General features: G+C 39.2%; 14 protein-coding genes. 7 read left to right on the plus strand and 7 right to left on the minus strand.

Going from position 1 to position 13,101, the window contains the following annotated elements:
- Nucleotides 1-2: 2 nt before the first annotated feature.
- Genes D8S85_RS00655 through D8S85_RS00665 form a run of 3 tightly spaced genes read left to right on the plus strand, consistent with a single transcriptional unit; the run spans nucleotide 3 to nucleotide 3,893 of the window.
- A complete protein-coding gene (locus D8S85_RS00655) occupies nucleotides 3-1,529 on the plus strand; it encodes a RagB/SusD family nutrient uptake outer membrane protein (RefSeq protein WP_127074700.1) in 1,527 nt (508 codons plus the stop codon).
- 8 nt (nucleotides 1,530-1,537) lie between these two features.
- Nucleotides 1,538-2,500, plus strand: a complete 963-nt coding sequence (locus D8S85_RS00660; protein ID WP_127074701.1) for a hypothetical protein — start codon at nucleotides 1,538-1,540, stop codon at nucleotides 2,498-2,500.
- Between the two features lie 16 nt (nucleotides 2,501-2,516).
- Nucleotides 2,517-3,893 (plus strand): TlpA family protein disulfide reductase, encoded by a 1,377-nt coding sequence (locus D8S85_RS00665; RefSeq protein WP_106624347.1) that lies wholly within the window; start codon nucleotides 2,517-2,519, stop codon nucleotides 3,891-3,893.
- 144 nt (nucleotides 3,894-4,037) lie between these two features.
- Here the strand turns inward: D8S85_RS00665 and rlmD are convergent, their stop codons facing one another.
- Both rlmD and D8S85_RS00675 read right to left on the minus strand, forming a co-directional pair.
- Nucleotides 4,038-5,441, minus strand: a complete 1,404-nt coding sequence (gene rlmD / locus D8S85_RS00670; RefSeq protein WP_106624348.1) for a 23S rRNA (uracil(1939)-C(5))-methyltransferase RlmD — start codon at nucleotides 5,439-5,441, stop codon at nucleotides 4,038-4,040.
- 133 nt (nucleotides 5,442-5,574) lie between these two features.
- Nucleotides 5,575-6,261 carry an SIR2 family NAD-dependent protein deacylase gene (locus D8S85_RS00675; RefSeq protein ID WP_106624349.1) on the minus strand — a complete coding sequence of 229 codons (687 nt, stop codon included), beginning with the start codon at nucleotides 6,259-6,261 and terminating at the stop codon, nucleotides 5,575-5,577.
- A 90-nt stretch (nucleotides 6,262-6,351) separates the two neighbouring features.
- Here D8S85_RS00675 and D8S85_RS00680 point away from each other — a divergent pair, with 90 nt between their 5' ends.
- The 3 genes from D8S85_RS00680 to D8S85_RS00690 all read left to right on the plus strand — a co-directional run bounded on the left by D8S85_RS00680 (nucleotide 6,352) and on the right by D8S85_RS00690 (nucleotide 8,310).
- Entirely contained in the window at nucleotides 6,352-7,137 is a 786-nt protein-coding gene (locus D8S85_RS00680; RefSeq protein ID WP_127074702.1) for a C40 family peptidase, read from the plus strand.
- 200 nt (nucleotides 7,138-7,337) lie between these two features.
- Nucleotides 7,338-7,553 (plus strand): hypothetical protein, encoded by a 216-nt coding sequence (locus D8S85_RS00685; protein WP_106624351.1) that lies wholly within the window; start codon nucleotides 7,338-7,340, stop codon nucleotides 7,551-7,553.
- Between the two features lie 91 nt (nucleotides 7,554-7,644).
- Complete coding sequence (locus D8S85_RS00690) at nucleotides 7,645-8,310, plus strand: SMI1/KNR4 family protein (RefSeq protein ID WP_106624352.1); 666 nt, start codon at nucleotides 7,645-7,647, stop codon at nucleotides 8,308-8,310.
- 97 nt (nucleotides 8,311-8,407) lie between these two features.
- Here the strand turns inward: D8S85_RS00690 and D8S85_RS00695 are convergent, their stop codons facing one another.
- From D8S85_RS00695 to D8S85_RS00710, 5 genes are all read right to left on the minus strand, one after another.
- On the minus strand, nucleotides 8,408-8,977 hold the full coding sequence (locus tag D8S85_RS00695; RefSeq protein WP_106624353.1) for a hypothetical protein: 570 nt from the start codon (nucleotides 8,975-8,977) through the stop codon (nucleotides 8,408-8,410).
- On the minus strand, nucleotides 8,956-9,189 hold the full coding sequence (locus D8S85_RS22195) for a DUF4253 domain-containing protein (RefSeq protein ID WP_106624354.1): 234 nt from the start codon (nucleotides 9,187-9,189) through the stop codon (nucleotides 8,956-8,958). Before D8S85_RS22195 ends, D8S85_RS00695 begins: the two co-directional genes overlap by 22 nt.
- A complete protein-coding gene (locus D8S85_RS21380) occupies nucleotides 9,132-9,446 on the minus strand; it encodes a hypothetical protein (protein WP_172726454.1) in 315 nt (104 codons plus the stop codon). Before D8S85_RS21380 ends, D8S85_RS22195 begins: the two co-directional genes overlap by 58 nt.
- 13 nt (nucleotides 9,447-9,459) lie before the next feature.
- Nucleotides 9,460-9,972, minus strand: coding sequence for a hypothetical protein (locus tag D8S85_RS00705; RefSeq protein WP_127074703.1), 513 nt, complete (start codon nucleotides 9,970-9,972; stop codon nucleotides 9,460-9,462).
- Nucleotides 9,973-10,165: 193 nt separating this feature from the next.
- A complete protein-coding gene (locus tag D8S85_RS00710; RefSeq protein WP_106624356.1) occupies nucleotides 10,166-10,783 on the minus strand; it encodes a WbqC family protein in 618 nt (205 codons plus the stop codon).
- A gap of 328 nt (nucleotides 10,784-11,111) precedes the next feature.
- Here D8S85_RS00710 and D8S85_RS00715 point away from each other — a divergent pair, with 328 nt between their 5' ends.
- Nucleotides 11,112-13,094 (plus strand): alpha-amylase family glycosyl hydrolase, encoded by a 1,983-nt coding sequence (locus D8S85_RS00715; RefSeq protein ID WP_106624357.1) that lies wholly within the window; start codon nucleotides 11,112-11,114, stop codon nucleotides 13,092-13,094.
- Nucleotides 13,095-13,101 lie beyond the last annotated feature (7 nt).

Genomic DNA, 13,101 nt, shown 5'->3' on the forward strand with positions numbered 1-13,101 from the left:
ATATGAGAAAATTTTGTAAATATATATGTTGTGTGATCTTGTTTGGATGTGCTTCTTGTAGTGATTTTTTAGAAGAGTATTCACAAGATTTGACTTATGCGCGGACTGCAGCAGATTTAGATGAGATTTTGGTGGGGGAAGGGTATATGCCTGTAGCAAAACAGAGTGAGCTTGTCTCTTTACAAGGAGCTTATTATTTCCCTTGGATTCATTTGATGACAGATGATGTGTTGGAGCATGTGTATTATGGTAATCTTCAGCGGGAAGGATTAAGTGCCTTTTATACTTGGGCTCCTTATCCTTATACGAACGAAGAGGGTGAAATGGTAAAAGATAATACCTGGGAGCGTTTATACAAACATATCAGTGTGGTTAACGTGATCTTGAAAAAGAGTGAAGGAATTCATGATTTTCCCGAAGAGATAGAGCGGATTCAAGGTGAATGTTACTTCCTGCGTGCGGTGTATTATTATTATCTGGTAAATTTTTATGCAAAACCTTACGCGAAAGCAACGGCTGATACTGATTTGGGAGTAACGATAAAGACAACTGAATATATTGAGGATATATATTTTACTCGTAATACGGTAGCAGAAGTTTACAAACAAATTTTAGAGGATTTAGCGTCGGCCAAAAGATTATTGCAAGGAAAGAAAAAGAAAACCGTGTATCGGGCAGATTATCATGCCGTACAGGCTTTTTTAAGCCGTATTTATCTTTACATGGAAGAGTATGATAACGTTATTTCTGCTGCAGATAGTGTGTTGGCTGCGAATTATGGTTTGTTGGATTATAATACGCTTAGCTTGTCAACGGATACATGGGGTACGCTTCAACCAACGAGTACAACCTATAAGGATTCTCCCGAGATCATATTTTCCCAAGGAGGAAATGCAATCAATGATTTGATGAAGGGAGATATGTATCAGATTTCTACCGATTTGTTGGAGTTGTTTCAGAAAGATGCTAATGATTTACGACAGAAGTTTTGTATATATGAAACGATGTACTATGAGACGTTATATGTTCCCCGTAAATTGGCGAAACCAGAAGATGGAATGGTTTCTTCCGAGTGTTTGATTCGTTTACCCGAAGTGTTGTTGAATAAAGCAGAGGCGTTGGCATTGATAGGAAAAGATGTGGAGGCTCGGGCCGTACTTGAGAGATTACGGGAAAAAAGAATCGTTGCAGCAAATTATACCCCGGTCAATTATTCGGGAAATGAATTGATTCATTTTATTCGGGATGAACGTCGTCGGGAGTTGTGTTTTGAAGGGCATCGTTGGTTTGATTTGCGTCGTTACGCGGTAAATTCACGTTGTCCTTTCCAGACAGAGGTATTGCATGACAAGTACGAAGTAAATGCTAATTGGGAAGTAGAATACCAAGGGACTTATCGTTTGAAACGGTATAATGAAAATTCGGCATCTTACGTTTTGCCCGTACCTCAACATGTTATAGAATTTAACCGGGGGGAAATAAAAGATAATGATCCCCGACCGGAAATTGAAGTTTTTTATAATAAATAGGAATAACGATGAGAAGCGTAATATATTTAATGTTCTTATGTTTCTTTTTTACCGGATGTGGTAAAGAGGATAATTTATATCCTTCAAAAGAGGATAGAGATTGGTTTGTAATTACAGATGATTCGGATTTTTCTGTAGATCAGGCTGTTTACAGTTTATATAAAAAGTGGGGAATACCTGTTTTTTATAATGATACGATTGGTCGGGAAGAGCGGGGGGTGGATTATGATGGAAATCCTATTATTTATTATCGCGTATTGGATTTGAATTATTCGATAAATGGTGCGAATAATACAAATTTTGTTGAAAAACGAATTTCGTTAATTAAATCTGAGGAAAATTTATTGGCAGGTGTTCGATTTGTCGATGAAATGTTGTTGCCTAAAATGCCGAAAGTTTTTCACCAGACTTCTATACTGTTATTGGATTCGCTATATAATTTTCAATATGGAATGCCGGTACTTCCCCTTCTTGAAGTTTATCAAGGAATGGAAACCTTGGCTATAGGTAACATTCCTGCGATTGCAGAAATGGGGCAGGGTGAATGTGAAGAAGTTGTTAATCGGATTCTTGTTTACCTAACAACAAATTATCTGGCAACGAAAACTCCTGTAAAAATGAATGATTTTCAGAAAGTAAGCTACAATCATGAACAACAGTGGACGTATTATAAGGTTAATGTGAAGCCTGCCCCTAGTTATCCGGGACAGACCTATCTTCCGTCGGCTCGATGGGAAACATACGGATTTTTGGATTATGATCATTCGAAATATTCAAAATTGGAACCGAATCCCATAGAAGAATGGTGGTATTGGTTACCTGATGTTGATGCTGATATAGAGGATTTTGTTTTAGCTGTATTGACATATACGCCAGAAGAATTTGAAATAAAATATCAAGAGTATCCTAAAGTAAAAGAAAAATATACTTTAATGCGAGAAATTCTTGTCGATCAAGGAATTGTGGAATAATGTAATTATCAGATAAATGAAAATATTATTTGTCTTTTTTTATTTGTGTTGTCTTTATGCTTGTAATACATCAGAAAAGGCAGAGGTCGTTTTGAAAGATCATTATACATTTGAACGTTATATGCCGGTTTTGAGTCGGGAATCGGAATATTTGTTGGTTAATTTAGCAGATACCATTCAGCCTGATTATCGTTTGGATAATGGGGATTGGCATTTTTCTGTTGAAGTACGAGATAATAAGGGTGAATTTTTTTACTTACAAGATATGGTTTTATATTTAAAACCTGGAGAAAAATTGAAAGTAGAATGTAATCATCGCCATAAATACAATTCCGTGTTTGAAGGAGGGGTAAAGAATGAAAATTCTTGGTTGAATCAAAAGATGTTAAGAGGAGGGAATATATTATCGCCTGTGACGTTTTGGGAATTTCTTTCATTTGAAGACTATTGCAAACAAGTAGATCGCGTGGCAGATTCGTTGAGGTTGGATTTGGATAAAGTGAGTAAAAATCGAAAATTTATTCACGATACTCGTGTGCGTTTGGAATTAATACGGGCTACGGCTTATAGTATGTATGTGGACCGAATTTTAAATTCACAGCGATACGGTGAATCTTTTGAAAGTCAAGGGGATTTTGAAAAATGGAAAAGTGAAAGAATGGCAGAGATCGTCCCGAAGATTGTTTGTAAAATGACTGATGTGTTAGGAAAATATGCTGAAAATGAAATTATCCAGTATGTCCATGGACAAACGGCATTGATCGTTTTGGAAAATTTACAAGAGGGTTGTTTGAGCCGTCTGCATTTTGACCGGTTTTTAGAGTTATATGATTATTATCGGACAAAGTTGGAAGATCCTAATTTTGAATATAGTGCAGCAGTGAAAGCATATGCACACCAGTTGTCGGATCCTCGTTTACAAAAATTCATGTTGGATGTTGTGGATAAAAATCGATATGTGACAGAGGGGGTTGAGATGAAAGATTTTGAGTTCGAAGATGTCGACGGGGAAAAACATCGCTTGTCGGATTATAAAGGAATGCCGATTTACTTGGATATTTGGGCAACTTGGTGTAATCCCTGTAAAGCGATAGCGCCTAATTTTGCCGCATTAGCTGAAACATATAAGAAGGAAAATATTAAATTTATCGCAATTTCAATAGATAAAAACGTGAAAGTATGGCGGGATTATGTGAAGCAAGACGGAAAGCATGAGAATGTGGAGGAATGGCTTTGTACGAATAAGGAATTTTTAGAGATATATAGAATTTCAAGTATCCCGCGTTTTTTGTTGATAGATAAAGATTTTAAAATTCGAATGACTTTTGCGTATAAACCGATAGAAGTTGATATGCAAAATTTGAGCATGCTTCTTGATGAGGTTATTCGATAGTTATTCATGATGGTGCCGCTGTATTCAAATTTTTGTCATGTACTTAAACTTGTATATAAGTTCCAAAGAAAATAGCTAGTTATAAAGATAATTCCCTCTCTTTACGCACAAGAGAGGGAATCTTTTTGTTTTAGGTGAATATTATTATCTGCGATGTAGCAATACAATATTCTCCACGTGATGCGTGTGCGGGAACATATCTACGGCTTGTACGGCCATAACCTTGTAATCTGCATCCATAAGGGCTAAATCCCTAGCTTGGGTAGCAGAATTGCAACTCACGTAAACAATGCGTTCAGGAGCTGCTTTTAGAATGGTATCCACGACATCTTTATGCATACCGGACCGGGGAGGATCGGTGATGATCACGTTGGGGTGACCGTGGCGACGGATGAACTCTTCGTTTAGCACGTCTTTCATATCTCCAGCATAGAATAGCGTGTTGTGGATATTGTTGAGAGCCGAATTGATTTTGGCATCTTCAATGGCTTCCGGAACGTATTCGATCCCGATGACCTTTTGTGCGTTACGGGCCACGAAGTTGGCTATGGTTCCGGTCCCGGTGTAAAGGTCATATACTACCTCGTTTCCGGTTAATCCTGCCAACTCTCTTGTTCTCGCGTACAAGTTGTAAGCTTGTTCGGAGTTGGTCTGGTAGAAGGATTTCGGGCCGATCTTGAATTTTAGATCTTCCATTTGTTCGAAAATGTGGTCGTTCCCATGGAAACAGATCACTTCCTGATCGGTGATCGTATCGTTCATCTTTTCATTGATGACGTACATGAGAGAGGTGATTTCGGGGAATTGTTGCACGAGGGCATTCAATAAACCTTCCCGAGCCTCTCTATTCTCTTCACCAAACGTAACGATGACCATGACTTCTCCCGTGGAAGAGGTACGGATGATCAAGGTGCGTAAAAATCCGGCTTGTTCACGGATGTCATAAAAATTGAATTCATGCTCGATGGCATAGTCCCGGATAAAATTACGCACGGCATTCGACGGTTCGGCTTGCAGATAGCATTTCTTTATGTCGATCACCTTATCGAATAGTCCGGGGACGTGAAAACCTACGGCCGGAGTCCGGTCGATGTCTTGACCGTTGGCGATTTCTTCCCGTGTCAGAAAGCGTTTATTGCAAAAGGTATATTCCAGCTTATTCCGGTAGTAGGTAGTCTTGGGTGAGCTGATAATCGGGGATACATTTTGCAATTCAACCTTACCGATTCGTTGCAGGTTGTCAACGATTTCCTGTTGTTTAAATTCAGTCTGCAACTGATAGGGGAGGTTTTGCCATTTACATCCGCCACATACTCCGAAATGCGCGCAAAAAGGTTCCGTGCGGATATCAGAGAATTTTCGCACGTTAACGATAAAGCCTTCCAGAAAACTTTTACGTTTCCGGGTGACTTGTACGTCGACGATGTCACCGGGTACGGTGTTCGGCACGAATAATACTTTTTCATCCACGTAAGCGATGGATTTGCCTTCTGCGGCGATTTTTTTGATTTCTATATTTTCCAGTAGGGGCTTTTTACCGCGGGCCATAAATTAATTTTAGATTTTAGATTTTAAATTTTAGATTCCAGTCACTTACGAATTTTAGATTTACGATTTATGATTTTAGATTCCTGCCGCACGGGCGGACGCTTTTGGGCAATCGTAAATCGTAATTCATAAATCATAAATTACTCAGTTTTTCTTTCAGGATTTTAACTCCTTCGGAGGCTCCTTTTTCAATGAATTCAATTTTGCTGTTTTTGACACTTTCTGGTATTTTCGGATCGATTAGTAGGATACGACAACCGGCAGGTGCATAATGCAACAGGCTGGCTGCCGGGTACACGGCTAGCGAAGTCCCGATGATCACGAGAATGTCGGCTTGTTGGACGAGCTCTATGGCCGGTTCGATATTTGGAACGGATTCACCAAACCAAACAATGTGAGGACGTAGGATGGCTCCATCCTCGGCTTTCGTGCCTAGCTTTAATTCCCAACCGTCAAGGTCGTATATCAAGTTCGGGTTCCGGCTGCTTCTGACTTTTTTGAGTTCTCCATGTAGGTGTAAAACCTTCGTACTTCCGGCACGTTCGTGTAAGTCGTCGATGTTTTGCGTGATGATCTGGACGTCGAAGTCTTTTTCGAGTTCCGCGAGTCCAAAATGTCCGGCGTTGGGTTGTGCTTCGTAGAGCTGCTTGCGACGCTCGTTGTAAAATCGGTTCACTAATTCCGGGTCACGTTGCCATGCTTCCGGGGTACAAACGTCCATGACATTGTATTCTTCCCATAGACCGTCGCTGTCCCTGAAGGTACGAATTCCACTTTCGGCACTCATCCCGGCTCCTGTTAAAACGACTAACTTCTTCATAATCAGATTGTATTTTAATCATTGAATTCGATTGCAAGTTAGATAAAAAAACTCTATTTTCGTAACTTTCAATTTTCAATTTTGTACGGTATGACTTTTGGTATAGCGGATTTAAGTGTTATCCCCATGCGACGGGAAAAATCGGAACGGAGCGAAATGGTTTCTCAGTTGTTGTTCGGGGAGGTGTACGAGGTACTGGAAGAGGAGGATAAATGGCTTAATATCCGCTTGTTACATGATAATACTTGTGGGTGGATTGATCGTAAAATATACAAGGAGGTAAGTGAAGAGTTCGTGAAAAAGTATCAGGCCTCCGATCAAATGGTCATGAGTGAGGTTTTTAATCTGGTGGTTAAAAAGGGAGATTGGGAAAACAAGTTGGTGGTGGCTGGGAGTGTGCTGCCGTTCTATGATGCCTACGCGAAAAAGTTGATGATCGGGGAGGAGGAGTATGCTGTGAAGGGCTTTTTACGGGAGGTCGGGATTGAAAGTCTACGGGAATTACTCATTCAATACGCGTTGATGTATTACAATGCTCCTTATCGTTGGGGGGGACGGACTCCCAATGGTGTCGACAATGCCGGATTAGTACAAATGGTGTATCGTCTGGCGGGGATTACGCTTCCGCGCTATATCGAGCAACAGGCCTGTGAAGGGCTGACGTTGTCCTTTTTAGAAGAGGCACAGCCGGGAGATCTTGCATTTTTCGGTGATTCTTTAGGTGCCGTTACTCATGTCGGTATTTTATGGGAACAGGGGCGAATTATCCATGCCTCCGGAAAAGTCCGGGTGGATAAAATCGATCATCACGGTATTTTCAATGAAGATTTAAAGCGTTACACGCATACGCTGAAGGTGGTGAAACAGATTTTTTAATTCGTCTTCAGCGAATTAAAAAGTTGCAGGTTACAAGTTCATTAAAAGTTACAAGTTTAAAAATTGACGTTTAGAGTTAAATCAAAAGCGTGAACTTCTCTTTGGAATACGCTGTAGCTCGGTTTTATGGATTCGATTGCGAAAATGTTGACAAATCAAGGGTGTACTTGGTTGGATGTTGTGGGTGCATGGGTAACTAGTTGACGGGATTAACCGAGAATATCCGGACATCCCCCACGGGAGATATTTATTTACCGGGTTCCACGGCAACTTCCACCTATACTTACGACAAAAACGGCAACTTGACAAATGATAGTCGCCGTGCTTTGAATTTATCGTACAATGTCTTAAATTTGTTGAGTGAGGTCAAGACCACGGGCGGGGAATTGAAAGCGAGGTACGATTACCTTACTTGATTCTTATAGATTTAGATTCTTGCGTGCAGGTATAAAATCTGAAGTAGGTTGGTTTAAACAATATAATTGGTTTACAAATTTTTAGTTGATTATGTGGAAAAGATTGTTTCGTAGGAAAGGAAGGAGGAGAATAGAACAATGGGAAATGGATTTGTTGAAAAATACACTACAAAAACTACCTTGTCAATATCACTATTTGTTAGAACAAATAGATGCAAATCTATTAGAAACAGTTTTGAGTGGTTTGGGGGATTTACCACACTGGAAAACTTTTGGTTATAATTCGAAAATAGTGGATAGGTATGATAAACCTGATGAAGCTTCATATTTATTAGTTAATATTCAAGTTTTTGATAAAAAATCAGGAAAGTATCTCGAGTACACGATCGGATGTACATCAGGTACATTAGCTGGTTACTCTATTAATTGTGATAATGAATTTGATATTGATGTAGTTAATATTGATACTAGATATTTTAAAAAAAAGATGATAGTTTCTAATGATTATTTTCGAATAGAAAAATTACTTACATTTGAAGAACGAAAGTTGATTATTCCCTCAAATGTTTATGAGGTTAAATTGGAGCAAAAGACCTTTTATCATTTAGTTGATTTAGAAAATGGAGATTTTATTGCTATTGATTTGAGTAAAAATGTATATTGTATAACTCATGATCCATACGAGATAAAATTATTAAATTCTTCTCTTGAGGAGATATTAATTACAGATTCTTGTTCTAGAAAAATTGATTGTTAAAATTGAAGGTGTATATTTAGTGGGAACACGGTTTTGGTGGATTTGGTTCAATTAAACAATAATATTGTTTCTTTCAACATCATATGGTTTCTTCGATTTATTTTGAAGATAAATTCTTAATGATAGGAATACCATAAAGACCGTTAACTATGGAAACTCTTACCATATCACCTTGATTGAATTTTTTGTAAGCTTTTGGATCATCCAAATCAAATAATTCTTTGCTGTTTGAAAATTTTAAGTACACATTGTATTCTGGAAGATTAAAATGGCGACGACCACCCGTAGCTCCCTTATGATATTTCTTTCCTATAACGTATGCGTCAAGACGGTATTCCTGGGAACTGGCGAACCAATAATTTGTTGTATAGAATAAAACGATTATTATACCTGTAATAAGAATTCCCAAACAACCTCCCAAAATAATACTCAAAAATACAGTTATTCTCTTAATTCTATTGTTCAGCAATAATACGATAATTGTTATCACTGGAATGACACCCCACATCCACACAGGGAAGTGAATGATGGTATGTGCAATGATACTGTGAATATAACAATACGTCGTGAAAAAAGCAACTGCACAAATGATATATGATAACCACCTGTATATCTTATTCTTCCGAATGCGTTTCATAAACATACTTAATTCCACCAAAAATACCATATTGAAGATTTTTTAAGTTGAGAAGCAAGTGATGTGAGATTGTTACCTTGTAAAATATCTTCACTATATCCCAAATGCTCCTCTGCAATGGACATTGTATCACCTGTCACAGGACTTGACAGATAATACTCAATCACATCATTTGAAATATACGCTATACATGCACCATAAATGCAAACATAAAGCCCAATCCAATTGTAACAAAACTCCATGTTAAGAAACGCTTATATTGGTTTTTTATTAAACGCCTAATCGCAAAAACGTATGTTATATTAGAATACCATGCCAAGAAGTATATTTTCAAAAATCCTTCATGAAATAGTATTCCAGCCCATCCGAAGAGTAAACAAAATATGCTACCTAAGAAATAATCATCGTCAGCCATACCAAAATAGTAGAATGGTGTAAATACACATGCCATAAGATAGCACAAAATGCTAAGTGCTATGAATTTCATATCTTCTACCATGTTTTAATATGTTCTATCTTGGGTCAAGATACAAAGAATGTTTGTTGGCAATGCTCTTTAACATCCCATTATCCAAATCACTTTCAATACTCATGTAATAATCATACCCGAAAATGATTCGCAGCCGATAATTTATGTCAACAAATTCTCCATAAAGATATTCTCTTAAGCATAATCTCGCAACTTCGGAAAACTCGCTTATACTTAACCTGTCTCCTTGTTTCACCTTTAATGCTGTTGGCAAAAGTAACAAATCTTGCTCTCTTATTTTTGAAGTCTTCATCCGTTGTTCTATCCATAGTTCATCTTTTTCAAGATATTCCACTGTCATGTGAGCAGAGCCTGTTACACGAATTATCTCACACATAGCTAATATATAATTATTTTCTGTTGTGAAGTATTCTTCAGTAGTTAGTTTCTTACCATCAAAACTTTTCCCGATTTCACTACAAGAAGTCCATTCATTTTTATGGAACACACCATTGGCATCGTAAAAAAGAGGGGAGTATTTTACGATTTCATGCATAGATTGATAATTTTTAGAGTTGTTGATCGGCATAATACTGAAAGATTAGATTATTAACAAAGATAGTGCTTTATAGCCGTGATTATACTTTAATAATTTTAGATGAAAATAAAATTCCCCACGTCAATAGCTAAAGCCCCTCAGGGAACTAAAGCATTGATAGAATCGCAAATCACCAATCACCAATCATAAATCATAAATATTCTAGGCTTTCCGGCCCCATATTGAATAATAGGTCGAGGATGCTAAGATTGGGAGCGAAAGGGAATCTTTCGGCAAAGGTTTGGTGATAAGGTTTGGCGATAAACGGGTCTTCAGCCCGGCGGCGGGAAGGTTTCGGGTGGATAACATCCCGCAAATCGGTGAGCGTGTCGTATGTCGGGTAATAATCTTCCGTGAATTTGATCGGGCGGTGGAGTTGCAGGTTATCCATGAGCTCTTGTAGAATTTTGGTGTTGAGATCCAACAGAAACTTCTCCTTCCGTTCAAAAAAATGCATGAAGTTGTCGATGTAGTAATCGTAATACGGGGAATTTTTGTAAGCCGACTCGATCCCTTTGAAGTGGAGCTTTTGCCAGTTCGTGGAATAGTCAACTTGCACGTCTTTGGTCAACATCTTTACAGACGAGCCTTTCATGACAGGTACAGATAGCGTCATAACCCCGTTGGCAGTCATAATGTCACATCGATTACGGTAGCTTTGTTTACCATAGCTTTCGTATTGTTCAATCCATATTTCAGTACACTCCTCTATTTTTGCAACGTACTGAACGGGAGGGAAATATGCCGTGTTAACTAATATATTGCTCATACTCGATTTGCATTAGGTGAGCAAAGATAAGAAATTTTCAAAAGATTGAAAAATTGTAATATTTTACATGATTAACAAATTTATATTCAAAAAGAATGATTTGTGGTTCAAAAGTTGTATATTGTAGCAGAATAGAAGGTTGTTGTATTCGACTCAAACTACTGTAGGTCGATTTTATAGAAAGGGGGAGGATTTATAGACCTGCAAGAGAACAAAAGCCGCGATTCTACGTAACTTATTAGTAATAGTATCACAACCGGAACGTAACATAAAAATAGTTCATTTGGGATATATATTATTAGATGAAGAATAGAAATAAAATAGATATATGATGCTAAAACTCGTAGAAGACGATAAATTATTAAGGCCATTTGCTGGAATTATAGAAAAAAGACACCGGCAAGTGTTGGCGATGGAACGGGAATTTACTTACCGGACAACTCGCTTGTCCGATTCATGTAATTCTTATTTGTATTATGGGTTGCATCGAACGAATGAGGGATGGGTGTTTCGGGAATGGGCACCGAATGCCACGGCCATCTACCTGTTAGGGGAATTTAATGACTGGAGGAAACATCCTGACTATGCATTGACCAAAGTGGGGAACGGAAATTGGGAAATCAAACTGCCTCAAGAGACGTTGGAGCATAAAATGCTTTACCGTTTGCTCGTGGAGTGGAACGGGGGAAGTGGGGAACGCTTGCCTTCCCATGTACGACGGGTCATTCAGGATGAATACACGAAAATATACAGCGCGCAGGTGTGGGATCCGTTAAATCCTTACCAGATGCGTCACGAAAGCCCCAAACGATCAGAATATCCGTTAATTTACGAGGCCCACATCGGCATGTCCACGGAGCATCGGAGAGTGTCAACTTTCACGGAATTCCGTTTGTTCGTGTTGCCGCGTATTGTTGATTTGGGATACAATACCATACAATTGATGGCCGTGCAGGAACATCCGTATTATGGTTCCTTTGGCTATCAGGTGGCAAATTTCTTCGCCGTGAGTTCGCGTTTCGGGACTCCGGATGAGTTAAAAGCCTTGATTGACACGGCTCATGGCATGGGTATCCGGGTGATTATGGACATTGTTCATTCTCATGCGGTAAATAATGAAGTGGAAGGCTTAAGTCGTTTTGACGGTAGTTACGATCAATACTTCTACCCCGGAAATCGGGGATTCCATTCCTTGTGGGGATCTCGATGCTTTGACTATGGAAAACATGAAGTGCTTAATTTTTTGCTCTCGAATTGTAAATATTGGTTAGAGGAATTTCATTTTGATGGTTATCGTTTTGACGGGATTACCAGTATGTTATACTGGGATCATGGCCTCGACAAAGACTTCACGGAATATAACTTGTATTATGACGGGAATCAAGATGAGAATGCAATTACTTACCTGGCACTAGCTAACCGGGTGATTCACCAGGTTGATCCGGAGGCAATCACGATTGCCGAAGACATGAGCGGTATGCCGGGTGTTGCCAGCCCGATAGAGGATGGCGGCATGGGATTCGATTACCGGATGAACATGGGAACACCGGATTACTGGATTAAATTACTGAAAGAGAAACGGGATGAGGAATGGCATGTCGGCGATCTTTTTTACGAGTTGACCAACAAACGGGAAGAAGAGCATACGATCAGTTACGCGGAAAGTCATGATCAGGCATTGGTGGGAGACAAGACCATATTTTTTCGTCTGGTAGATAAGGCCATATATACTTCGATGGGCGTGTTTGACAAGAATATACTTATCGAGCGGGGAATGGCACTTCATAAAATGATCCGTTTGGTGACTATCGGAACCGCGGCCGACGGTTATCTGAACTTCATGGGAAATGAATGGGGGCACCCTGAATGGATCGATTTTCCGAGAGAGGGTAACGGGTGGAGTTACGACCATGCCCGGCGTTTATGGAGTTTGGTGGATGATGAAAATCTTCGTTTCCGCTTTTTGAACGCGTTCGACAAGTCGATGATCCAGACCGTGAATGAAACACGTGTATTTCACTGGCGTCCGGAACCGTTGGTGCGGGACAACGAGCGTCAGGTGTTGATTTTTACCCGCGGAGACTATCTGTTCGTGTTCAACTTTAACCCGGAAAAGTCGTTCCCGGATTACGTTTTTGACGCTCCTTCCGGAAAATACACGATGCTGTTGGACACGGATAGCAAGAATTTTGACGGGCTGGGTAGAATTGACGAGAAAATGGAACACTTTACCCGATACGTTTCTCCGGGTAGGGGACAACTGAGTTTGTATATACCCGCGAGGACGGGATTTGTATTAAAGCGTTCTTAATGATTTA

The organism is Butyricimonas faecalis (genome assembly GCF_003991565.1).
GTDB lineage: Bacteria > Bacteroidota > Bacteroidia > Bacteroidales > Marinifilaceae > Butyricimonas > Butyricimonas faecalis.